The sequence below is a fragment of the Pseudomonas sp. S3_B11 genome (genome assembly GCF_054667715.1).
Genome location: NZ_CP162749.1, coordinates 6,653,055 through 6,676,225, shown reverse-complemented (window position 1 = coordinate 6,676,225; position 23,171 = coordinate 6,653,055). Strand labels below are relative to the sequence as shown.

At 55.0% G+C, this 23,171-nt stretch carries 16 protein-coding genes, 6 tRNA genes and 3 rRNA genes; 2 read left to right on the top strand and 23 right to left on the bottom strand.

The features are described from left to right. Positions 1–54: 54 nt before the first annotated feature. From rpoB to tyrS, 21 genes are all read right to left on the bottom strand, one after another. Positions 55–4,128 (bottom strand): DNA-directed RNA polymerase subunit beta, encoded by a 4,074-nt coding sequence (gene rpoB, locus AB4O22_RS29910; protein ID WP_013694338.1) that lies wholly within the window; start codon positions 4,126–4,128, stop codon positions 55–57. A 220-nt stretch (positions 4,129–4,348) separates the two neighbouring features. Further along, positions 4,349–4,714 carry a 50S ribosomal protein L7/L12 gene (rplL, locus tag AB4O22_RS29905; protein WP_003206098.1) on the bottom strand — a complete coding sequence of 122 codons (366 nt, stop codon included), beginning with the start codon at positions 4,712–4,714 and terminating at the stop codon, positions 4,349–4,351. A gap of 78 nt (positions 4,715–4,792) precedes the next feature. Beyond that, positions 4,793–5,293: a 50S ribosomal protein L10 gene (rplJ, locus tag AB4O22_RS29900; protein ID WP_003206099.1), complete on the bottom strand. Its 501-nt coding sequence runs from the start codon at positions 5,291–5,293 to the stop codon at positions 4,793–4,795. Positions 5,294–5,491: 198 nt separating this feature from the next. Next, positions 5,492–6,187: a 50S ribosomal protein L1 gene (gene rplA / locus AB4O22_RS29895; RefSeq protein WP_003186095.1), complete on the bottom strand. Its 696-nt coding sequence runs from the start codon at positions 6,185–6,187 to the stop codon at positions 5,492–5,494. Beyond that, a complete protein-coding gene (rplK, locus tag AB4O22_RS29890; RefSeq protein WP_003176435.1) occupies positions 6,187–6,618 on the bottom strand; it encodes a 50S ribosomal protein L11 in 432 nt (143 codons plus the stop codon). The genes rplA and rplK overlap by 1 nt, the downstream gene beginning before the upstream one ends. Positions 6,619–6,735: 117 nt before the next feature. Continuing rightward, positions 6,736–7,269: a transcription termination/antitermination protein NusG gene (gene nusG / locus AB4O22_RS29885; protein ID WP_003186097.1), complete on the bottom strand. Its 534-nt coding sequence runs from the start codon at positions 7,267–7,269 to the stop codon at positions 6,736–6,738. A 9-nt stretch (positions 7,270–7,278) separates the two neighbouring features. Beyond that, the gene (secE, locus tag AB4O22_RS29880; protein WP_003206102.1) at positions 7,279–7,647 is read right to left on the bottom strand and encodes a preprotein translocase subunit SecE; all 369 of its coding nucleotides are present in this window, start codon (positions 7,645–7,647) and stop codon (positions 7,279–7,281) included. Between the two features lie 45 nt (positions 7,648–7,692). Further along, positions 7,693–7,768: transfer RNA gene (locus tag AB4O22_RS29875), tRNA-Trp, on the bottom strand. Positions 7,769–7,821: 53 nt separating this feature from the next. Then, on the bottom strand, positions 7,822–9,015 hold the full coding sequence (gene tuf / locus AB4O22_RS29870) for an elongation factor Tu (protein WP_003186103.1): 1,194 nt from the start codon (positions 9,013–9,015) through the stop codon (positions 7,822–7,824). 84 nt (positions 9,016–9,099) lie between these two features. Next, positions 9,100–9,175, bottom strand: a tRNA-Thr gene (locus AB4O22_RS29865). 26 nt (positions 9,176–9,201) lie between these two features. Beyond that, a tRNA-Gly gene (locus AB4O22_RS29860) sits at positions 9,202–9,275 on the bottom strand. 24 nt (positions 9,276–9,299) lie between these two features. Further along, positions 9,300–9,384 (bottom strand) — tRNA-Tyr (locus tag AB4O22_RS29855). A 142-nt stretch (positions 9,385–9,526) separates the two neighbouring features. Further along, on the bottom strand, positions 9,527–9,982 hold the full coding sequence (locus tag AB4O22_RS29850; RefSeq protein WP_003206104.1) for a hypothetical protein: 456 nt from the start codon (positions 9,980–9,982) through the stop codon (positions 9,527–9,529). A gap of 7 nt (positions 9,983–9,989) precedes the next feature. Next, the gene (locus AB4O22_RS29845; RefSeq protein ID WP_003206105.1) at positions 9,990–10,739 is read right to left on the bottom strand and encodes a pantothenate kinase; all 750 of its coding nucleotides are present in this window, start codon (positions 10,737–10,739) and stop codon (positions 9,990–9,992) included. Continuing rightward, a complete protein-coding gene (gene birA / locus AB4O22_RS29840; RefSeq protein ID WP_003206107.1) occupies positions 10,729–11,685 on the bottom strand; it encodes a bifunctional biotin--[acetyl-CoA-carboxylase] ligase/biotin operon repressor BirA in 957 nt (318 codons plus the stop codon). Before birA ends, AB4O22_RS29845 begins: the two co-directional genes overlap by 11 nt. A 133-nt stretch (positions 11,686–11,818) precedes the next feature. Further along, positions 11,819–11,934: ribosomal RNA gene (gene rrf / locus AB4O22_RS29835) — 5S ribosomal RNA — on the bottom strand. Between the two features lie 168 nt (positions 11,935–12,102). Then, a 23S ribosomal RNA gene (locus tag AB4O22_RS29830) occupies positions 12,103–14,994 on the bottom strand. Between the two features lie 242 nt (positions 14,995–15,236). Further along, a tRNA-Ala gene (locus tag AB4O22_RS29825) sits at positions 15,237–15,312 on the bottom strand. A 10-nt stretch (positions 15,313–15,322) separates the two neighbouring features. Next, positions 15,323–15,399, bottom strand: a tRNA-Ile gene (locus AB4O22_RS29820). Between the two features lie 123 nt (positions 15,400–15,522). Continuing rightward, positions 15,523–17,059, bottom strand: a 16S ribosomal RNA gene (locus AB4O22_RS29815). Together the 16S, 23S and 5S rRNA genes with 2 tRNA genes alongside form the textbook arrangement of a ribosomal RNA operon. A gap of 550 nt (positions 17,060–17,609) precedes the next feature. Beyond that, entirely contained in the window at positions 17,610–18,809 is a 1,200-nt protein-coding gene (tyrS, locus tag AB4O22_RS29810) for a tyrosine--tRNA ligase (RefSeq protein WP_460095681.1), read from the bottom strand. A 212-nt stretch (positions 18,810–19,021) separates the two neighbouring features. Between tyrS and AB4O22_RS29805 the strand changes: the two genes are divergently transcribed. Next, complete coding sequence (locus AB4O22_RS29805) at positions 19,022–20,440, top strand: peptidoglycan DD-metalloendopeptidase family protein (RefSeq protein ID WP_003206111.1); 1,419 nt, start codon at positions 19,022–19,024, stop codon at positions 20,438–20,440. A gap of 2 nt (positions 20,441–20,442) precedes the next feature. Then, positions 20,443–21,534, top strand: coding sequence for an anhydro-N-acetylmuramic acid kinase (locus AB4O22_RS29800; protein WP_223472746.1), 1,092 nt, complete (start codon positions 20,443–20,445; stop codon positions 21,532–21,534). Between the two features lie 66 nt (positions 21,535–21,600). Here AB4O22_RS29800 and erpA read toward each other — a convergent pair whose 3' ends face one another. Beyond that, on the bottom strand, positions 21,601–21,951 hold the full coding sequence (erpA, locus tag AB4O22_RS29795; RefSeq protein WP_003177727.1) for an iron-sulfur cluster insertion protein ErpA: 351 nt from the start codon (positions 21,949–21,951) through the stop codon (positions 21,601–21,603). A gap of 148 nt (positions 21,952–22,099) precedes the next feature. Further along, positions 22,100–23,134: an N-acetyl-gamma-glutamyl-phosphate reductase gene (gene argC, locus AB4O22_RS29790; RefSeq protein WP_003206116.1), complete on the bottom strand. Its 1,035-nt coding sequence runs from the start codon at positions 23,132–23,134 to the stop codon at positions 22,100–22,102. Positions 23,135–23,171 lie beyond the last annotated feature (37 nt).

Sequence of the window (23,171 nt, the reverse complement as noted above, 5' to 3'; positions counted from 1 at the left end):
CCTGGCGGAGCAGAGAGCGGGCAAAACAGCCCCGCTCTCGATTCGCGTCACGTGTTATTCGGTTTCCAGATCGATATCGATGCCGAGGGAACGAATTTCCTTGATCAACACGTTGAAGGACTCGGGCATGCCCGGCTCCATACGGTGATCGCCGTCCACGATGTTTTTGTACATCTTGGTCCGGCCGTTCACATCGTCCGACTTCACTGTGAGCATTTCTTGCAGAGTGTATGCAGCACCGTACGCTTCCAGTGCCCAGACCTCCATCTCCCCGAAACGCTGACCACCGAACTGCGCCTTACCACCCAGCGGCTGCTGGGTAACCAGGCTGTAAGAACCGGTAGAACGAGCGTGCATCTTGTCGTCTACCAAGTGGTTCAGCTTCAGCATGTACATGTAGCCAACGGTAACCGGGCGCTCGAACTTGTTGCCGGTACGGCCGTCGAACAGCTGCATCTGGCCGCTTTCTGGCAGATCTGCCAGTTTCAGCATGGCCTTGATTTCGCTTTCCTTGGCACCGTCGAACACCGGAGTAGCCATTGGAACGCCGCCGCGCAGGTTCTTCGCCAGATCCAGGATTTCCTGGTCGGAGAAGGTGTCCAGCTCTTCGTTGCGACCGCCGATCTCGTTGTAGATCTCGTGCAGGAACTTACGCAGGTCAGCGACCTTGCGCTGCTCTTCGATCATACGGTTGATCTTCTCGCCCAAGCCCTTGGCCGCGAGGCCCAGGTGGGTTTCAAGGATCTGACCGACGTTCATACGCGAAGGTACGCCCAACGGGTTGAGGACCACATCGACCGGGGTGCCATTGGCATCGTGCGGCATGTCTTCAACCGGCATGATCACGGAGACCACACCCTTGTTACCGTGACGACCGGCCATCTTGTCGCCCGGTTGGATGCGACGACGGATTGCCAGGTAAACCTTGACGATTTTCAGCACGCCTGGAGCCAGGTCATCGCCCTGCTGCAGTTTGCGCTTCTTGTCTTCGAACTTGTCGTCCAGCAGACGGCGGCGATCAACGATATAGGCCTGGGCCTTCTCGAGCTGCTCGTTCAGAGCATCTTCAGCCATGCGCAGTTTGAACCACTGGCCATGCTCAAGACCGTCGAGAACTTCGTCGGTGATTTCCTGACCTTTCTTCAGGCCGGCGCCGCCTTCGGCTTTGTGGCCGACCAGAGCGGAGCGCAGACGCTCGAAAGTTGCGCCTTCGACGATACGGAACTCTTCGTTCAGGTCCTTGCGGATCTCGTCGAGTTGAGTCTTCTCGATCGACAGTGCACGAGCATCACGCTCAACGCCGTCGCGAGTGAAGACTTGTACGTCGATGACGGTACCCTTGGTGCCGGTAGGCACGCGCAGGGAAGTGTCTTTAACGTCGCTGGCTTTTTCACCGAAGATGGCACGCAGCAGTTTTTCTTCCGGAGTCAACTGGGTCTCGCCTTTCGGAGTGACCTTGCCCACCAGGATGTCGCCTGCGCCTACTTCAGCACCTACGTAAACGATACCGGCTTCGTCCAGCTTGTTCAGTGCAGCTTCACCCACGTTCGGGATGTCCGCAGTGATTTCCTCTGGGCCAAGCTTGGTGTCACGAGCCACACAGGTCAGTTCCTGGATGTGGATCGTGGTGAAGCGGTCTTCCTGAACCACACGCTCGGACAGGCAGATGGAGTCTTCGAAGTTGAAGCCGTTCCATGCCATGAACGCGATGCGCATGTTCTGACCCAACGCCAGTTCACCCATATCGGTGGACGGACCGTCGGCCATGATGTCGCTGCGCTGAACCCGATCACCCTTGCTCACCAGCGGACGCTGGTTGATGCAGGTGTTCTGGTTGGAGCGGGTGTATTTGGTCAGGTTGTAGATGTCGACACCGGCTTCGCCAGTTTCAACTTCGTCATCGGCAACACGAACCACGATACGGCTGGCGTCGACGGAGTCGATCACGCCACCACGACGAGCCACGACGCAAACGCCGGAGTCACGGGCAACGTTACGCTCCATGCCGGTACCTACCAGCGGCTTGTCGGCACGCAGGGTGGGTACAGCTTGACGCTGCATGTTCGAACCCATCAACGCACGGTTGGCGTCGTCGTGCTCCAGGAACGGGATCAGCGACGCTGCAACCGAAACTACCTGCTTCGGCGATACGTCCATCAAGGTGACGTCTTCCGGCGCCTTGACGGTGAACTCGTTCAAGTGACGAACAGCTACCAGCTCGTCGACCAGGACCTTCTTGTCGTTCATCGTGGCCGAAGCCTGGGCGATCACGTGATCAGCTTCTTCGATGGCGGACAGGAACACGATCTCGTCGGTGACCAGGGCGTCTTTCACCACACGGTACGGGCTCTCGAGGAAGCCGTACTGGTTGGTGCGCGCATAGGCAGCCAGGGAGTTGATCAGACCGATGTTCGGACCTTCCGGCGTTTCGATCGGGCATACACGACCGTAGTGAGTCGGGTGTACGTCACGAACTTCGAAGCCTGCACGCTCACGGGTCAGACCGCCCGGGCCGAGTGCGGAGACACGACGCTTGTGGGTGATCTCGGACAGCGGGTTGTTCTGGTCCATGAACTGGGACAGCTGGCTCGAACCGAAGAACTCCTTCACCGCCGCAGCCACAGGCTTGGCGTTGATCAGGTCTTGCGGCATCAGGCCTTCGCTTTCAGCCATCGACAGACGTTCCTTGACCGCACGCTCTACGCGCACCAGGCCAACACGGAACTGGTTCTCGGCCATTTCGCCTACACAGCGAACACGACGGTTACCCAGGTGGTCGATGTCATCGACGATGCCCTTGCCGTTACGGATGTCGACCAAGGTCTTGAGGACGGCAACGATATCGTCCTTGTTCAATACACCCGAACCTTCGATTTCGGTACGACCGATACGACGGTTGAACTTCATCCGGCCGACCGCAGACAGGTCATAGCGCTCAGGGCTGAAGAACAGGTTGTTGAACAGCGTTTCGGCGGCATCCTTGGTTGGCGGCTCGCCAGGACGCATCATGCGATAGATCTCGACCAGGGCTTCCAGTTGGTTGCCGGTGGAGTCGATCTTCAGCGTGTCGGAGATGAACGGACCGCAGTCGATGTCGTTGGTGTACAGCGTCTCGATGCGAACGACCTGGGCCTTGGCGATTTTTGCCAGGATCTCGGTGTTCAGCTCGGTGTTGCACTCTGCCAGGATTTCGCCGGTGGCCGGATGCACGATGACCTTGGCCGTGGTGCGACCCAGGACGTAGTCCAGAGGCACCTGCAGCTCTTTGATCCCGGCTTTTTCCAGCTGGTTGATGTGGCGAGCGGTGATACGGCGACCCTGCTCGACAATAACCTTGCCTTTGTCATCCTGGATATCGAGGACAGCGATTTCACCGCGCAGGCGCTGAGGCACCAGTTCCAGGCTGAGGTTTTCACCCTGCACATGGAAAACGTTGGTGGTGTAGAACGCGTCCAGCACTTCTTCGGTGGTATAGCCGAGCGCGCGCAGCAGTACCGATGCAGGCAGCTTGCGACGACGGTCGATACGCACGAATACGCAGTCTTTCGGGTCGAACTCGAAGTCCAACCACGAACCGCGGTAAGGGATGATGCGCGCGGAGTAAAGCAGTTTGCCGGAGCTGTGCGTCTTGCCACGGTCGTGGTCGAAGAACACGCCCGGAGAACGGTGCAGCTGGGAAACGATTACACGCTCGGTACCGTTGATTACGAAGGTACCGTTCTCAGTCATCAGGGGGATTTCACCCATGTAGACTTCTTGCTCTTTGATGTCCTTGATCGCTTTGTTCGACGATTCTTTGTCGAAAATGATCAGGCGCACTTTTACCCGCAAAGGTACGGCGTAAGTAACACCGCGCAATACGCATTCTTTGACATCAAATGCCGGTTCGCCCAGGCGATAACCGACGTACTCCAGCGCAGCATTGCCGGAGTAGCTGATGATCGGGAAAACGGATTTGAAGGCCGCATGCAGGCCCACGTCGCGGAACTGATCTTTAGTCGCTCCCGCTTGCAAGAATTCACGATACGAATCCAGCTGGATGGCCAGGAGGTACGGCACATCCATGACGTCCGGCAACTTGCTAAAGTCCTTGCGGATACGTTTTTTCTCAGTATATGAGTAAGCCATCAGCGTTCCCCAGCTTGGTCACCTGCTTGTTTGGCCCCTCCCGACGGGAGCAGCCAGAAAATCGTGCAAACCCCATGGTTTGCGCCACCACATCGGGTGGTTACAGCTCGTGATCAGCACCGACCCAGTCGGCTGCCAATAACGGAAAAAGGCCGGTGGCAAGAGCCACCAGCCATCAGCCTGTCGCTTAACGCTCGGGCTGGAGACGCAAAGTCGATGCTTACTTCAGCTCGACTTTAGCGCCTGCTTCTTCCAGAACTGCTTTGGCTTTGTCAGCTGCGTCTTTGGCAACAGCTTCCAGAACCATGGCAGGAGCGCCGTCAACTACAGCCTTGGCTTCTTTCAGGCCCAGACCGGTCAGTTCACGTACTGCCTTGATCACGTTAACTTTCTTCTCGCCAGCTTCGGTCAGCATGACGTTGAATTCGGTTTGCTCTTCAGCAACGGCAGCAGCAACAGCTGGACCAGCGGAAGCAGCAGCAGCGGTAACACCGAATTTTTCTTCGAAAGCTTTGATCAGCTCAACAACTTCCATTACGGACATGTTGCCAACGGCTTCGAGGATATCGTTTTGAGAGATAGACATGACTCTAAATTCCTGGATTGGGGGACGGCCTACGCGACCATCGAAATAAACAAAAAACGCGAAAAGGAGTGTCGAGCCTTAGGCTGCGGCAGCTTCTTTCTGGTCGCGCAGTGCCGCCAGAGTACGAGCCAATTTGCTGGTTGCGCCTTGAATCACGCTCATCAGCTGGGAAATTGCTTCGTCACGGGTCGGCAGAGTTGCCAGTACGTCGATCTGGTTAGCTGCGAGGAACTTGCCCTCGAACGCAGCTGCCTTAATCTCGAACTTGTCCTGACCTTTGGCGAATTCCTTGAACAAACGGGCAGCAGCGCCAGGATGTTGGGTGGAGAACGCGATCAAGGTCGGGCCGGTGAACACGTCGTTGAGGACACTGTATTCAGTGTCAGCAACAGCGCGCTTGAGCAGAGTGTTACGTACAACACGTACGTAAACGCCAGCTTCACGAGCCTCTTTACGGAGTCCGGTCATAGCGCCTACTGTTACGCCACGGGCATCAGCCACGACAGCGGACAGAGCAGCTTTGGCAGCCTCGTTGACTTCAGCGACGATGGCCTTCTTGTCTTCGAGTTTAATTGCCACGGGTTTAACTCCTGCTTGTTACCGTTTCATCCGGTCGAAACCGAATGTCGTTTTGGTGTCTGATTCGGTAAGGAACCGGGAGCACCATCTGCGTAGGCTTGTGGTTTAAGACTTGCGTCGCCTACGGTCTTGGACAGCCCCCGCCAGGCAGGGACCCCAATTTTTCGATTGGCGCAATTACTTGCGCCAACCTGAGTCTTACGCGTCGAGCGAGCTCTGATCGATGACCAGACCTGGGCCCATAGTGGTGCTCAGGGTAACGCGCTTGACGTAGATACCTTTCGAAGAAGCTGGCTTGATACGCTTCAGATCAGCGATCAGGGCTTCAACGTTTTCCTTCAGCTTGACGGCGTCGAAGCCGATCTTGCCAACGGAAGTATGGATGATGCCGTTTTTGTCGGTGCGATAACGAACCTGACCAGCCTTGGCGTTTTTAACCGCGGTGGCTACGTCTGGCGTTACGGTGCCGACTTTAGGGTTAGGCATCAGACCACGTGGACCGAGGATCTGACCCAACTGACCTACAACGCGCATGGCATCCGGGGATGCGATCACTACGTCATAGTTCAGGTCGCCGCCCTTCATTTCAGCAGCCAGATCGTCCATGCCTACGCGATCAGCACCAGCAGCCAGAGCAGCTTCTGCTGCTGGGCCCTGGGTGAAGACAGCTACACGAACGGTCTTGCCAGTGCCGTGTGGCAGCACGGTAGCGCTACGAACGACCTGGTCGGATTTACGTGGGTCAACGCCCAGGTTTACAGCAACGTCGAACGACTCGCTGAACTTGACAGTCGACAGCTCAGCCAGCAGAGCGGCGGCATCTACAAAGTTGTAGGCCTTGCCTGCTTCGATTTTGCCGGCGATAGCCTTTTGACGCTTGGTCAGCTTAGCCATTACACACCCTCCACGTTAAGGCCCATGCTACGAGCAGAACCGGCGATAGTACGCACGGCTGCATCCATATCAGCTGCAGTCAGATCCGCGTTTTTGGTTTTCGCGATTTCTTCCAGCTGAGCACGGGTAACGGTGCCAACCTTAACGGTGTTTGGACGAGCGGAACCGCTGGTCAAACCTGCAGCCTTCTTCAGCAGAACCGAAGCCGGGGTGCTTTTTGTTTCGAAAGTGAAGCTACGGTCGCTGTAGACAGTGATGATCACTGGAGTCGGCAGACCTGGCTCAAGACCCTGAGTACGGGCGTTGAAAGCCTTGCAGAATTCCATGATGTTCACGCCGTGCTGACCCAGGGCAGGACCAACAGGTGGGCTTGGGTTAGCCTGAGCGGCCTTCACTTGCAGCTTGATGTAAGCGGTAATTTTCTTGGCCATGAGGCACTCCAATTACGGGTTCGAACGCCTCGAAAGGCTCCCCGGTTACTTGCGCGTTTATCCCAGTGACGACAAAACCCCACAGCCTTGGGCTGCGGGGTTGGGATGCCTGCTCAATCAGACCTTTTCGACCTGACTGAACTCTAGCTCTACCGGAGTAGAGCGACCGAAAATGAGCACTGCCACTTGGATCCGGCTCTTTTCGTAGTTAACTTCTTCAACCGTGCCGTTAAAATCAGCGAATGGACCGTCAGTGACGCGTACAACCTCACCTGGTTCAAACAGTGTCTTCGGCTTCGGCTTGTCGCTACCATCAGCGACGCGACGCAGAATCGCTTCTGCCTCTTTATCTGTGATCGGCGCAGGCTTGTCGGCGGTACCGCCAATGAAGCCCATCACCCGAGGGGTATCCTTGACCAAGTGCCAAGTCCCTTCATTCATGTCCATCTGTACCAGCACGTAGCCCGGAAAGAACTTACGTTCACTTTTGCGCTTCTGGCCATTACGCATCTCAACCACTTCTTCAGTGGGGACCAGAATCTCGCCAAAGCCATCTTCCATGCCAGCCAGCTTTACGCGCTCTACCAGCGAGCGCATAACATGCTTCTCGTAACCCGAGTAAGCATGCACAACGTACCAACGCTTAGCCACGGGACACCCTTAGCCAACAATCAAGGAAACAAGCCAGCCGAGCAGGGAATCGAGCCCCCACAACAGCAACGCCATTACCAGAACAACAGCCACAACAATCAACGTGGTCTGCGTGGTTTCTTGGCGAGTCGGCCATACGACTTTACGAATCTCGGTGCGAGCTTCCTTAGCGAGTACAAAGAAAGACTTGCCCTTGGCTGTCTGCAGGCCTACAAAGGCAGCAACAGCAGCAATGGCAAGCAATGCAAGTACGCGGTACAGGATCGGCGAAGCAGAATAATACTGATTGCCAACAACGCCAATAACCACCAAAGCGACTACCACTAGCCACTTGAGCAGATCGAAGCGAGAGCCTTGAGCTTCAGCTTTAGGAGTCATCTATGAAGATCCTGTGAAAAGAAAGCCAGACACACTGAGTGAATCTGGCAGGTCAGGAGGGAATCGAACCCCCAACCTACGGTTTTGGAGACCGTCGCTCTGCCAATTGAGCTACTGACCTAAAACAAAATCAGGCCGACCATTATGCCGGCCCGAAAAAGACATTACAACTGTTTACTCGATGACTTTAGCTACGACGCCAGCGCCGACGGTACGACCGCCTTCACGGATAGCGAAACGCAGACCGTCTTCCATCGCGATGGTCTTGATCAAGGTAACAGTCATCTGAATGTTGTCACCTGGCATTACCATTTCAACGCCTTCTGGCAGCTCGCAGTTACCAGTCACGTCAGTTGTACGGAAGTAGAACTGTGGACGGTAGCCCTTGAAGAACGGAGTATGACGGCCGCCCTCTTCCTTGCTCAGAACGTAAACTTCTGCGGTGAACTTGGTGTGCGGCTTGACGGTACCTGGCTTGACCAGAACCTGGCCACGCTCAACATCGTCACGCTTGGTGCCGCGCAGCAGCACGCCGCAGTTCTCACCAGCACGACCTTCGTCGAGCAGCTTGCGGAACATTTCAACGCCGGTGCAGGTAGTTTTCTGAGTATCGCGCAGACCGACAATCTCAACTTCTTCCTGGATACGGACGATGCCACGCTCAACACGACCAGTCACAACAGTACCGCGACCCGAGATCGAGAACACGTCTTCGATCGGCATCAGGAACGGCTTATCGATAGCACGCTCTGGCTCTGGGATGTAGCTATCCAGAGTTTCCACCAGCTTCTTGACAGCAGTGGTGCCCATTTCGTTGTCGTCTTGGCCGTTCAGAGCCATCAGAGCCGAACCGATGATGATTGGAGTATCATCACCTGGGAAATCGTAAGTACTCAGCAGATCGCGCACTTCCATCTCAACCAGTTCCAGCAGCTCAGCGTCGTCAACCATGTCAGCCTTGTTCAGGAAGACAACGATGTACGGAACGCCTACCTGACGGGACAGCAGGATGTGCTCACGGGTTTGCGGCATCGGACCATCAGCGGCCGAGCAAACCAGGATCGCGCCGTCCATCTGAGCAGCACCAGTGATCATGTTTTTTACGTAGTCGGCGTGACCTGGGCAGTCAACGTGTGCGTAGTGACGCACGGCCGAATCGTACTCAACGTGAGCGGTGTTGATGGTGATACCGCGAGCTTTCTCTTCCGGGGCGCTGTCGATCTTGTCGAAGTCAACCTTGGCCGAACCGAAAACTTCGGAGCAGACACGGGTCAGAGCAGCGGTCAGCGTGGTTTTACCGTGGTCAACGTGACCAATGGTACCAACGTTGACGTGCGGCTTATTACGTTCGAACTTTTCCTTAGCCATCGAAATCACCCCTAGGAGAAGAATTTAGCGAGTCACACAAGCCATTAAAACAAAGGCAGATATTTTCATATCTGCCTTGTTATATGGAGCTCTTGAGCGGATTTGAACCGCTGACCTCACCCTTACCAAGGGTGTGCTCTACCAACTGAGCTACAAGAGCGAAACACTTTGCACAACCTGCAAACTTGGAGCGGGTAGCGGGAATCGAACCCGCATCATCAGCTTGGAAGGCTGAGGTTCTACCACTAAACTATACCCGCGGAGCTTGCAGCTCACGCTAAAAATGGTGGAGGGGGAAGGATTCGAACCTTCGAAGTCGTAGACGTCAGATTTACAGTCTGATCCCTTTGGCCGCTCGGGAACCCCTCCTAAGCGAGCCGGCATTCTATATCATGCCAGCCTTCTGTCAAGCATTTTCTCATTAAAAACCTGAGGTTAGCTGCGTTGACGTCGCTTCGTATCGCTAACCTTTAAAGGTCTTCGCTGCGAAGCGGGCGCCATTCTATGCAAACTACCCAGCGGGTGCAACCCCTTCGCATGGCATTATTTTATGTTTTAACTCATTGAATTCTTTAGAAAGGTTTTGAAGCAACGTTTCATTCACCTTTCCCGCGCTTTCCTGGGAAACCTGAACCCAGAATCCCCCACCCTCAGGGAGATTTGGCGAGTTCGGCGCAGCAGAACGACCTACAACGCCCGAGGCAGCCAATCGCTGCTCCAGCTGCCTGGCCAGCTCCGGACGAACAAAACCACCCAAGTAAACACAGGTCTTTGGCGCTTCACCGGGTTTACCCAGGTCGCGCCTGATAAGTGCATCCGCCGTTTCGCTCAACAGGTGAATATCCTGCTGCGAACCGCGGTACAAACTGAGCGGAGTCACATCCTTGGCGCGAAGTGGGGCCTCCTGCTGATGCCAGATGTAGTAGAAGACATTCAAAACCAGCAACAACAGAAACAACCACCGCATAGAAACCTCAAGACAAAGGACAGGCCATCGCCAAACCGACAAATACCAGGTCGGGCACCACCCTGGCATCAGGAACAACCCCGGAAACCAGATTGGCGTCCCCACCCGTGAGAAACACCACGAAATCCTTTCCCCAATATTGCTGCGCCAATTCAAGCTGAGTCAGGACAAACCCTCTGAGCATCAGCATGCAACCGCGCTCGACCGCTTCGACAGTTGTCCGACCTGGAGCGAGACTCTCATGGGCTCGCTCAGCCGCCATATCGTCATATCGAATTCTTCGCGTGTGAGTACGCAATTGGTTACGCATCAAAGGCATGCCCGGACAAATGAATCCGCCGAGATGCTCACCGTCCGCCGCCACAAAATCAGCCGTAATGGCAGTACCAAAATCAAGGACCAGGCACGCGCCTGAAGCAAGATGGAACCCACCAAGCAGGGCCAGCCATCGATCAAGCCCCAACCGCTCGTAATCCTGATAGCCGTTTTTCACCCCCGCCATTTCTCGGGCAGGCATAGCACGGGTCACCGACACCCCATACGCATCAACCAGAGAGGCGACCAATGAATCTGTCTCCTCCGGAGTCCTCACACTAACAAGACGACATTTCTTGAGTTGGAACTTCTCGGCATTACTGAGGCTCACCAGCAAATCGCTGTCAGAGCTGACCACACCGCCGTCAACCGTCGTCACCCCGTCGGCACGAAGAACACGCCATTTGATAAAGCTATTGCCGCAGTCAAGCTCAAGAATCATCACGCAACCTCAGGCTGAGCTCACCACCGCTAAAGTTTTTTTCCACACCCTCTACCTTCAAACGCAGCGCACCCTGGTGATCAATGCCCAGCACAATACCGTCAATTTTATTAACACCAGCAATCAGGGAGACAGCCCTGCCCTGCCAAAGATGGTGTTGCTCCCACTCCGACTGTATTGCGGCAAACCCCGATGCACGATGAAGCTCCAGATAGTGCTGAAGCTTCGCCCCCAATCGTGCCACCAGCTCATTTCGATCAAAATTCCTTCCTGCCTCAAGGCACATGGATGTCCATTGCTGGTCGACCTCATCAGTCGATTGCATATTCACATTAATCCCCACGCCCAGGACAACATGGCAAACGTCCGCAGGATCTCCCACCAACTCAAGCAAAATGCCGGCGATCTTTTTCTCTCCCACCAAGACATCATTAGGCCATTTCAGACCCGCCTCGGCGATCCCCATATCACGCAGGGCATGCATGACAGCAAGCCCGACGACCAGGCTCAGCCCTTCGATCTGTCGCATGCCGCCGTCAATGCGTAGCACCAGGCTGTGGTAGAGATTTTCGGCAAACGGACTGACCCACTTACGGCCACGACGACCACGACCAGCGACCTGTCGCTCGGCCAAAACCATGAATGGCGCCGCCACCCCACGCTCGATCAAACGCAGCGCCTCGGCGTTGGTGGAGTCAATAGTGTCAAAGATATGGACAGGCCACTCATGAAGGCCTTTTGCGCAAATCTCTGCCGCATCCAAAAGCACCAGAGGTTTAGCCAACTGATACCCCCTACCTCGAACCTTATGAACAGACAGCCCTATTTCTGCTTCCAAGTGCTGTAATTGCTTCCATACAGCACTACGACTGATACCCAGCGCAGCACCCAGCGCCTGCCCTGAATGAAAGCGACCATCCTTCAGAAGTTTTAGCAACGTGAGCATGCGGACTGCGCCCTGATAATGAGGCCCGCATGATAGCCATGCGCAAGACAGTTGCATAGAAACACAAAATGACTTTCCCGCGGGCAAAACAAAACCCCTACCTGCGTCAGCAGATAGGGGTTTCGGAATTTAATCTTGACGATGACCTACTCTCACATGGGGAAACCCCACACTACCATCGGCGATGCATCGTTTCACTGCTGAGTTCGGGATGGGATCAGGTGGTTCCAATGCTCTATGGTCGTCAAGAAATTCGGGTACTGAGTCGCGGCCAGTCGGCCTCGCTTCAGCAAATTGGGTATGTGATAGCTTCGGTGTTTTGTGAGATTCGAACTTTCGGTTCGTTTCGTCTTCACACACCGCAATCTGGTCTCGTTCGCTTTTCAGCTCGGAGGATACAAATTGCTTGGGTGTTATATGGTCAAGCCTCACGGGCAATTAGTACAGGTTAGCTCAACGCCTCACAGCGCTTACACACCCTGCCTATCAACGTCGTAGTCTTCGACGGCCCTTCAGGGGACTCAAGGTCCCAGTGAGATCTCATCTTGAGGCAAGTTTCCCGCTTAGATGCTTTCAGCGGTTATCTTTCCCGAACATAGCTACCCGGCAATGCCACTGGCGTGACAACCGGAACACCAGAGGTTCGTCCACTCCGGTCCTCTCGTACTAGGAGCAGCCCCTCTCAAATCTCAAACGTCCACGGCAGATAGGGACCGAACTGTCTCACGACGTTCTAAACCCAGCTCGCGTACCACTTTAAATGGCGAACAGCCATACCCTTGGGACCGGCTTCAGCCCCAGGATGTGATGAGCCGACATCGAGGTGCCAAACACCGCCGTCGATATGAACTCTTGGGCGGTATCAGCCTGTTATCCCCGGAGTACCTTTTATCCGTTGAGCGATGGCCCTTCCATACAGAACCACCGGATCACTAAGACCTACTTTCGTACCTGCTCGACGTGTCTGTCTCGCAGTCAAGCGCGCTTTTGCCTTTATACTCTACGACCGATTTCCGACCGGTCTGAGCGCACCTTCGTACTCCTCCGTTACTCTTTAGGAGGAGACCGCCCCAGTCAAACTACCCACCATACACTGTCCTCGATCCGGATAACGGACCTGAGTTAGAACCTCAAAGTTGCCAGGGTGGTATTTCAAGGATGGCTCCACGCGAACTGGCGTCCACGCTTCAAAGCCTCCCACCTATCCTACACAAGCAAATTCAAAGTCCAGTGCAAAGCTATAGTAAAGGTTCACGGGGTCTTTCCGTCTAGCCGCGGATACACTGCATCTTCACAGCGATTTCAATTTCACTGAGTCTCGGGTGGAGACAGCGCCGCCATCGTTACGCCATTCGTGCAGGTCGGAACTTACCCGACAAGGAATTTCGCTACCTTAGGACCGTTATAGTTACGGCCGCCGTTTACCGGGGCTTCGATCAAGAGCTTCGCGTTAGCTAACCCCATCAATTAACCTTCCGGCACCGGGCAGGCGTCACACCCTATACGTCCACTTTCGTGTTTGCAGAGTGCTGTGTTTTTAATAAACAGTCGCAGCGGCCTGGTATCTTCGACCGGCGTGGGCTTACGCAGCAAGTGCTTCACCCTCACCGGCGCACCTTCTCCCGAAGTTACGGTGCCATTTTGCCTAGTTCCTTCACCCGAGTTCTCTCAAGCGCCTTGGTATTCTCTACCCAACCACCTGTGTCGGTTTGGGGTACGGTTCCTGGTTACCTGAAGCTTAGAAGCTTTTCTTGGAAGCATGGCATCAACCACTTCGTCACCCAAAGGGTAACTCGTCATCAGCTCTCGGCCTTGGAATCCCGGATTTACCTAAGATTCCAGCCTACCACCTTAAACTTGGACAACCAACGCCAAGCTGGCCTAGCCTTCTCCGTCCCTCCATCGCAATAACCAGAAGTACAGGAATATTAACCTGTTTTCCATCGACTACGCTTTTCAGCCTCGCCTTAGGGACCGACTAACCCTGCGTCGATTAACGTTGCGCAGGAAACCTTGGTCTTTCGGCGTGGGTGTTTTTCACACCCATTGTCGTTACTCATGTCAGCATTCGCACTTCTGATACCTCCAGCAAGCTTCTCAACTCACCTTCACAGGCTTACAGAACGCTCCTCTACCGCATCACTTGCGTGATACCCGTAGCTTCGGTGTATGGTTTGAGCCCCGTTACATCTTCCGCGCAGGCCGACTCGACTAGTGAGCTATTACGCTTTCTTTAAAGGGTGGCTGCTTCTAAGCCAACCTCCTAGCTGTCTAAGCCTTCCCACATCGTTTCCCACTTAACCATAACTTTGGGACCTTAGCTGACGGTCTGGGTTGTTTCCCTTTTCACGACGGACGTTAGCACCCGCCGTGTGTCTCCCATGCTCGGCACTTGTAGGTATTCGGAGTTTGCATCGGTTTGGTAAGTCGGGATGACCCCCTAGCCGAAACAGTGCTCTACCCCCTACAGTGATACATGAGGCGCTACCTAAATAGCTTTCGAGGAGAACCAGCTATCTCCGAGCTTGATTAGCCTTTCACTCCGATCCACAGGTCATCCGCTAACTTTTCAACGGTAGTCGGTTCGGTCCTCCAGTTAGTGTTACCCAACCTTCAACCTGCCCATGGATAGATCGCCCGGTTTCGGGTCTATTCCCAGCGACTAGACGCCCTATTAAGACTCGCTTTCGCTACGCCTCCCCTATTCGGTTAAGCTCGCCACTGAAAATAAGTCGCTGACCCATTATACAAAAGGTACGCAGTCACCCAACAAAGTGGGCTCCCACTGCTTGTACGCATACGGTTTCAGGATCTATTTCACTCCCCTCTCCGGGGTTCTTTTCGCCTTTCCCTCACGGTACTAGTTCACTATCGGTCAGTCAGTAGTATTTAGCCTTGGAGGATGGTCCCCCCATATTCAGACAAAGTTTCTCGTGCTCCGTCCTACTCGATTTCACTTCTAAGATCCTTTCGCGTACAGGGCTATCACCCACTATGGCCGCACTTTCCAGAGCGTTCCGCTAAAATCAAAGAAGCTTAAGGGCTAGTCCCCGTTCGCTCGCCACTACTAAGGGAATCTCGGTTGATTTCTTTTCCTCAGGGTACTTAGATGTTTCAGTTCCCCTGGTTCGCCTCTTGCACCTATGTATTCAGTACAAGATAACCATCTTATGATGGCTGGGTTCCCCCATTCAGACATCTCCGGATCAAAGTCTGTTTGCCGACTCCCCGAAGCTTTTCGCAGGCTACCACGTCTTTCATCGCCTCTGACTGCCAAGGCATCCACCGTATGCGCTTCTTCACTTGACCATATAACCCCAAGCAATCTGGTTATACTGTGAAGACGACATTCGCCGAAAATTCGATCTTGCTCATGAGAGCAACTCACAAATTTTACCTTAGCCTGATCCGTTACCAGTGAAAGTAACGTTCAGTCTATCTTTCTATCACATACCCAAATTTTTAAAGAACGATCTAATCAAAAGACTAGAAATCAACATTCACCATCACTTTGATGGAATGCTCATTTCTAAGCTTTCAGAAGCAGTTTATGGTGGAGCCAAGCGGGATCGAACCGCTGACCTCCTGCGTGCAAGGCAGGCGCTCTCCCAGCTGAGCTATGGCCCCATTACAAAATTGGTGGGTCTGGGCAGATTCGAACTGCCGACCTCACCCTTATCAGGGGTGCGCTCTAACCAACTGAGCTACAGACCCAATTTCGAGCTTGTAACTGTTAGCTATGAGCTATCAGCTTGGAGCTTAAAGCTGCTTCTATCGTCTTCTTCAATGAATCAAGCAATTCGTGTGGGAGCTCATGAAGCAGCTGCGGTCGTCGATTAAGGAGGTGATCCAGCCGCAGGTTCCCCTACGGCTACCTTGTTACGACTTCACCCCAGTCATGAATCACACCGTGGTAACCGTCCTCCCGAAGGTTAGACTAGCTACTTCTGGTGCAACCCACTCCCATGGTGTGACGGGCGGTGTGTACAAGGCCCGGGAACGTATTCACCGCGACATTCTGATTCGCGATTACTAGCGATTCCGACTTCACGCAGTCGAGTTGCAGACTGCGATCCGGACTACGATCGGTTTTGTGGGATTAGCTCCACCTCGCGGCTTGGCAACCCTCTGTACCGACCATTGTAGCACGTGTGTAGCCCAGGCCGTAAGGGCCATGATGACTTGACGTCATCCCCACCTTCCTCCGGTTTGTCACCGGCAGTCTCCTTAGAGTGCCCACCATAACGTGCTGGTAACTAAGGACAAGGGTTGCGCTCGTTACGGGACTTAACCCAACATCTCACGACACGAGCTGACGACAGCCATGCAGCACCTGTCTCAATGTTCCCGAAGGCACCAATCCATCTCTGGAAAGTTCATTGGATGTCAAGGCCTGGTAAGGTTCTTCGCGTTGCTTCGAATTAAACCACATGCTCCACCGCTTGTGCGGGCCCCCGTCAATTCATTTGAGTTTTAACCTTGCGGCCGTACTCCCCAGGCGGTCAACTTAATGCGTTAGCTGCGCCACTAAGAGCTCAAGGCTCCCAACGGCTAGTTGACATCGTTTACGGCGTGGACTACCAGGGTATCTAATCCTGTTTGCTCCCCACGCTTTCGCACCTCAGTGTCAGTATCAGTCCAGGTGGTCGCCTTCGCCACTGGTGTTCCTTCCTATATCTACGCATTTCACCGCTACACAGGAAATTCCACCACCCTCTACCATACTCTAGCTCGACAGTTTTGAATGCAGTTCCCAGGTTGAGCCCGGGGATTTCACATCCAACTTAACGAACCACCTACGCGCGCTTTACGCCCAGTAATTCCGATTAACGCTTGCACCCTCTGTATTACCGCGGCTGCTGGCACAGAGTTAGCCGGTGCTTATTCTGTCGGTAACGTCAAAACACTAACGTATTAGGTTAATGCCCTTCCTCCCAACTTAAAGTGCTTTACAATCCGAAGACCTTCTTCACACACGCGGCATGGCTGGATCAGGCTTTCGCCCATTGTCCAATATTCCCCACTGCTGCCTCCCGTAGGAGTCTGGACCGTGTCTCAGTTCCAGTGTGACTGATCATCCTCTCAGACCAGTTACGGATCGTCGCCTTGGTGAGCCATTACCCCACCAACTAGCTAATCCGACCTAGGCTCATCTGATAGCGCAAGGCCCGAAGGTCCCCTGCTTTCTCCCGTAGGACGTATGCGGTATTAGCGTCCGTTTCCGAGCGTTATCCCCCACTACCAGGCAGATTCCTAGGCATTACTCACCCGTCCGCCGCTCTCAAGAGGTGCAAGCACCTCTCTACCGCTCGACTTGCATGTGTTAGGCCTGCCGCCAGCGTTCAATCTGAGCCATGATCAAACTCTTCAGTTCAAACATCTTTGGGTTTTGAGAAAACCCTAAACTTGGCTCAGCAATCGTTGGTTACATCTTTGATTTCTCGCGGAGTAACTTGTGATGCTGATAATCTGTTGACTAGCAGTCTGACTCCACAAGCACCCACACGAATTGCTTGATTCAGTTGTTAAAGAGCGGTTGGCTGAGTCTTTCGTCTCAACCGAGGCGCGCATTCTACAGCGCCTCGTGCATCTGTCAAGCGGTTATTTTCAGAAGTTTTCAAAGTTTCCTTTGCAACTTCAACCACTTGCGCTTCCGATCTCTCGTTAGCGGGAGGCGAATTCTACAGCGTTACTCGCTGCTGTCAACACCTCTTTTTCACCGCTTTCGACCGAGAAGATCGAACCGCTGATAGAGCCAAACAACACCGCTCTATCTGCTCCTTCCGGACTTCGATGAACTGAAGCCCAACACCTTCGAAACTTACTTAACTCATTGAATCTCAAGGAGTTTTCCGTTTCGACTGCGCCGGAAGTGGGGCGAATTATAGACTTCCAGAATCTGCCGTCAACACCTATTTTCAGCTTTATTCGGATTTCAGCGTAATACGCGCGAAAGCCTTCTTGCCGGCCTGGCATACATGAGTAGAGCCCAGCTCATATATATAGGTGCGATCCACAACCTCACCATCGATACGCACACCACCCGAACCCAGGAGGTCTCGCGCCACCGCAGCATTCTTGACCAGGCCTGCTTTATTAAGGACTGCCGCAATCGGCATATCCTCGGCAGCAGTCAGCTCGATCTCCGGCAGATCGTCCGGCAGTTCGCCATCCTTCATACGATTGCCTGCCGCACGATGAGCACTGGCCGCAGCCTCCTCACCATGGAAACGAGCAACAATTTCTTCGGCCAGCTTGATCTTGATGTCGCGCGGATTGGCCCCTGCCTCGACATCGGCACGGAACGCATTGATTTCATCCATGGACCGGAAGCTCAACAGCTCGAAGTAGCGCCACATCAGCACATCAGGAATGGAGACCAGCTTGCTGTACATGACGCCTGGCGCTTCCTGGATACCGACGTAGTTGCCCAGCGATTTGGACATCTTCTTCACGCCATCCAGACCTTCGAGCAATGGCATGGTCAGAATGCACTGCGCCTCCTGGCCATAACCACGCTGCAACTCACGCCCCATCAACAGGTTGAACTTCTGGTCAGTACCGCCGAGTTCAACGTCCGCGCGCAACGCGACCGAGTCATAGCCCTGTACAAGCGGGTAGAGGAACTCATGAATGGCAATTGGCTGATTGGACTTATAGCGCTTGTCGAAATCATCGCGCTCGAGCATACGAGCCACGGTGTATTGAGACGTCAGGCGAATGAAATCCGCCGGCCCCATCTGGTCCATCCAAGTGGAGTTGAAAGCCACTTCGGTCTTGGCCGGATCAAGAATCTTGAAAACCTGAGTCTTGTAGGTCTCGGCGTTATCGAGAACCTGCTCACGAGTCAGCGGTGGGCGCGTAGCACTCTTGCCGCTCGGATCACCGATCATCCCGGTGAAGTCACCTATAAGGAAGATGACCTGATGCCCCAGATCCTGGAACTGGCGCAGCTTATTAATAAGCACGGTATGACCCAGGTGCAGATCAGGCGCCGTCGGATCGAAACCAGCCTTGATACGCAGCGACTGCCCGCGCTTGAGCTTTTCGATCAGCTCGGACTCGACCAACAGTTCTTCCGCACCACGTTTGATCAGCGCTAGCTGCTCTTCAACCGACTTCATAACAGACCCGTAAGGCTCAGATTCAAAGGGCCTCAACCATACAAGATCGCGCACCAAATACAAGGTTTGCCCGGCGCACGGACGCCAATCCACAGAACAGAGCGTCCGCGGGCTTGCTTCGCAGGGGTTTTGGTTATATTTTATACAGTTATTTCATCTTCATCATGTCATTCATCTTTTCCAATTCATCTTTTCAAAAGTCAAAATTACCTATGACCACAGAACCGTCTAAAGCGCCACCGCTTTACCCAAAGACCCACCTGCTTGCCGCAAGTGGCATCGCCGCCCTCCTTAGCCTGGCGCTCCTGGTGTTTCCCTCCAGCGATGTTGAAGCCAAAAAGACGACTCTGAGTCTTGAACTGGAAAGTCCTGCTGAACAACTGACACAAGAACAAGACGCCGCCGAAGCCGTTCAAGCCACAAACGAACCGGCCGCCTCTCCTTTTGCGCAGATTGAAAACAGCCCGCAAGACACCACAGAGACCGCAGCTCAGGCAGAAGCGCCTGTTGCAGAAGAAAAGAAAGGACCAGACCATCGCGAAGTGATTGTGGCCAAGGGCGACACACTTTCCACTCTCTTCGAAAAGGTTGGCCTGCCCTCGACTTCGGTCCATGAAATCCTGGCCAGCGACAAGCAAGCCAAGCAGTTCACTCAACTGCAGCGCGGCCAGAAACTCGAATTCGAACTCAATCCAGACGGACAGCTGACCAACCTGCACACCAAGCTGAGCGACCTGGAAAGCATCACCCTGACCAAAAACGACAAGGGTTATGTATTTAACCGCGTCACCGCCAAGCCTACCGTTCGCTCGGCCTACGTTCATGGCGTCATCAACAGCTCATTGTCCCAGTCGGCTGCTCGTGCCGGCCTTTCCCATAGCCTGACCATGGACATGGCCAGTGTATTTGGCTACGACATCGACTTCGCTCAGGACATTCGCCAGGGCGATGAATTCGACATCATCTATGAGCAGAAAGTGGTCAATGGCAAGAGCGTCGGCAACGGTCCGATTCTTTCCGCGCGCTTCACCAACCGCGGCAAGACGTACACCGCAGTGCGCTACACCAACAAGCAAGGCAACAGCAGCTACTACACCGCCGATGGCAACAGCATGCGCAAGGCCTTCATCCGTACACCGGTTGATTTCGCCCGTATCAGCTCGAAGTTCTCCGCCGGTCGCAAGCATCCAATCCTGAACAAGATCCGCGCCCATAAAGGTGTCGACTACGCCGCCCCCCGTGGTACGCCAATCAAGGCCGCCGGCGACGGCAAGGTATTGCTGGCCGGACGTCGTGGCGGTTATGGCAACACCGTGATCATCCAGCACGGCAATACCTATCGCACGCTGTACGGCCACATGCAGGGCTTCGCCAAAGGCGTGAAGACGGGTGGTACCGTCAAGCAAGGCCAGGTTATTGGATACATCGGCACTACCGGCCTGTCCACTGGCCCGCACTTGCATTATGAATTCCAGGTCAATGGCGTCCACGTCGACCCGCTAGGCCAGAAACTGCCGATGGCCGATCCGATCGCCAAGGCCGAGCGCGCGCGCTTCCTGGCTCAAAGCCAACCCTTGATGGCTCGCATGGATCAAGAGAAAGCCACCATGCTGGCCTCGAGCAAGCGCTAAGCATGGCGCTCTATATCGGTGTGATGTCCGGGACCAGCCTGGATGGCTTGGATATCGCACTGATCGAACTGACCCCGGCGATCAAACTGATCGCCACGCACTACATTCCTATGCCCGCCGCCCTGCGCACCGAATTGCTCGGATTGTGCAGCAGTGGGCCCGATGAGATCGCCCGCTCCGCCATTGCCCAGCAAAGCTGGGTGAAGCTGGCTGCACAGGGTATCCATACCCTGCTCAACGAACAGAAACTCAAGCCTGAAGACATCACGGCGGTCGGCAGCCACGGCCAGACCATCCGCCATGAACCAGCCCGCGGGTTTACCGTACAGGTTGGCAACCCGGCCTTGTTGAGCGAGTTGACCGGTATCGCCGTCGTCAGCGATTTCCGCAGCCGCGACGTCGCCGCCGGTGGACAAGGCGCCCCGCTGGTTCCGGCGTTTCACGAAGCATTGTTCGAAGAGCGAGTCGGCAATCGTGCCGTGCTGAATGTCGGCGGTTTCAGCAATCTCAGCCTGATAGAGCCCGCAAAACCAGTAGCCGGTTTCGACTGTGGCCCGGGCAACGTATTGCTCGATGCCTGGATACACCAACAACGAGGCGACCATTTCGATCGCGACGGTCAATGGGCTGCCAGCGGGAAAGTCGAGCCTGTCTTGCTCAAGGCACTGCTCAGCGATCCCTTCTTTGTCACCAAGGGTCCAAAAAGTACCGGGCGCGAAGTATTCAACCTGCCTTGGCTGACACAGCATTTGTCGCAGTTGCCAGCCTTCGCCCCGGAAGACGTGCAGGCAACGTTGCTCGAACTGACAGCCCTGACTATCGTCGAATCCCTCCAACATGCCCAGTCCAATACTCAAGAGTTGCTGGTCTGTGGCGGCGGCGCGCACAACCAGGCGCTCATGCAGCGCCTGGCTGACTTGCTGCCGAATGCCAAAGTCAGCAGTACGGCGGTGTACGGCGTAGACCCGGATTGGGTTGAAGCCATGGCTTTCGCCTGGCTTGCCCATTGTTGTCTTGAAGGTATTCCAGGCAACCGCCCAAGTGTCACCGGCGCACGCGGGCTGCGCATACTCGGCGCCATCTACCCGGCCTGAATCCAATAATTACGGACAAAAAAAGCCGCAGGCCCCTAAGGCACTGCGGCTTTTTTATTGAAGCACTCAGATCGAGAACGAAGAACCACACCCACAGGTCGTGGTCGCGTTTGGGTTCTTGATCACGAACCGCGAGCCTTCCAGGCCTTCCTGATAATCCACCTCGGCACCTGCCAGGTACTGGAAGCTCATTGGATCGACCACCAGGCTGACCCCTTCACGCTCGACGATGGTGTCATCTTCGGCCACTTCTTCATCAAAAGTGAAACCGTACTGAAAACCGGAACAACCGCCGCCCGTTACAAACACGCGCAGCTTCAAACGATCATTGCCCTCTTCATCGACCAGGCTCTTCACCTTGTGCGCGGCACCGTGGGTGAATTGCAAAGCCGTGGGGGTGAAGGTTTCGACGCTCATGCTGAATATCTCCCGGCGCTTACGCCGCCATAATGCGTGATGGCGGGCATTATCCGCTTCTCCTAGAAAATCGGTCAACTATTTAGAAGAGCAGCGGCGACTACAAGCCTCAAGCTTGTAGCTGCCAACTTGAAACGAGTGACTGCCGTTACGGCAACATCCCTGCATGGGACAGCCCCAGGCGCTCATCCAGCCCGAACAGGATGTTCAGGTTCTGCACGGCCTGGCCGGACGCGCCCTTGACCAGGTTATCGATGACCGACAACACCACCACCAGATCACCGTCCTGCGGACGATGCACGGCGATTCGGCAAACGTTCGCACCGCGCACGCTGCGGGTTTCCGGATGGCTGCCGGCCGGCATTACGTCGACGAACGGTTCGTTGGCGTAGCGCTTTTCAAACAACGCCTGCAGGTCCACCGAACGATCGACGACGGTTGCATACAGAGTGGAGTGGATGCCACGAATCATCGGCGTCAGGTGCGGCACGAAGGTCAGGCCGACCTCCTTGCCCGCGGCCCGGCGCAATCCCTGGCGAATTTCCGGCAGATGACGATGCCCCTTGACCGCGTACGCCTTCATGCTTTCCGACGTCTCGGAGTAAAGCGAACCGACACTGGCGCCACGCCCGGCACCACTGACACCGGACTTGCAGTCGGCAATCAGACGCGAAGCGTCGGCAAGACCGGCCTCGAGCAGCGGCAGGAACCCGAGCTGAGTTGCCGTCGGATAGCAACCCGGTACTGCGATCAGTCGCGCCTGCTTGATTTTCTCGCGATTGACTTCCGGCAAGCCGTAGACCGCCTCGTCGAGCAGATCCGGCGCGCCGTGGGGCTGACCGTACCACTTGGCCCATTCATCGGCGTCCTGCAGACGGAAGTCCGCCGACAGGTCGATGACCTTGGTCCCGGCGGCCAGCAGTTCACCCGCCAGGGCGTGGGCGACACCGTGGGGCGTGGCGAAGAACACCACATCGCAGGCGCCAAGGGTCTTGATGTCCGGAACGCTGAACGCCAGGCCGTCGTAATGGCCGCGCAGGTTCGGGTACATGTCGGCGACGGCCAGGCCGGCCTCGGATCGGGAAGTGATGACCACCACCTCAGCTTGCGGATGCTGTGCCAATAGACGCAGCAGTTCGACACCGGTGTACCCCGTGCCGCCGACGATACCGACCTTGACCATAAACCTGCCCTCAACGAACCCACTGGAAAGCCGTCGA

Bases quoted from the DNA above. Each gene is read 5' to 3' on its own strand.
- AB4O22_RS29800 (WP_223472746.1), top strand. From the start codon at position 20,443: ATGGCGCTCTATATCGGTGTGATGTCCGGGACCAGCCTGGATGGCTTG.
- tyrS (WP_460095681.1), bottom strand. From the start codon at position 18,809: ATGAAGTCGGTTGAAGAGCAGCTAGCGCTGATCAAACGTGGTGCGGAA.
- birA (WP_003206107.1), bottom strand. From the start codon at position 11,685: ATGCTCACGTTGCTAAAACTTCTGAAGGATGGTCGCTTTCATTCAGGG.
- argC (WP_003206116.1), bottom strand. From the start codon at position 23,134: ATGGTCAAGGTCGGTATCGTCGGCGGCACGGGGTACACCGGTGTCGAA.
- rpoB (WP_013694338.1), bottom strand. From the start codon at position 4,128: ATGGCTTACTCATATACTGAGAAAAAACGTATCCGCAAGGACTTTAGC.
- AB4O22_RS29805 (WP_003206111.1), top strand. From the start codon at position 19,022: ATGACCACAGAACCGTCTAAAGCGCCACCGCTTTACCCAAAGACCCAC.
- rplA (WP_003186095.1), bottom strand. From the start codon at position 6,187: ATGGCTAAGCTGACCAAGCGTCAAAAGGCTATCGCCGGCAAAATCGAA.
- AB4O22_RS29850 (WP_003206104.1), bottom strand. From the start codon at position 9,982: ATGCGGTGGTTGTTTCTGTTGTTGCTGGTTTTGAATGTCTTCTACTAC.
- rplL (WP_003206098.1), bottom strand. From the start codon at position 4,714: ATGTCTATCTCTCAAAACGATATCCTCGAAGCCGTTGGCAACATGTCC.
- AB4O22_RS29845 (WP_003206105.1), bottom strand. From the start codon at position 10,739: ATGATTCTTGAGCTTGACTGCGGCAATAGCTTTATCAAATGGCGTGTT.
- rplK (WP_003176435.1), bottom strand. From the start codon at position 6,618: ATGGCCAAGAAAATTACCGCTTACATCAAGCTGCAAGTGAAGGCCGCT.
- secE (WP_003206102.1), bottom strand. From the start codon at position 7,647: ATGACTCCTAAAGCTGAAGCTCAAGGCTCTCGCTTCGATCTGCTCAAG.
- erpA (WP_003177727.1), bottom strand. From the start codon at position 21,951: ATGAGCGTCGAAACCTTCACCCCCACGGCTTTGCAATTCACCCACGGT.
- tuf (WP_003186103.1), bottom strand. From the start codon at position 9,015: ATGGCTAAGGAAAAGTTCGAACGTAATAAGCCGCACGTCAACGTTGGT.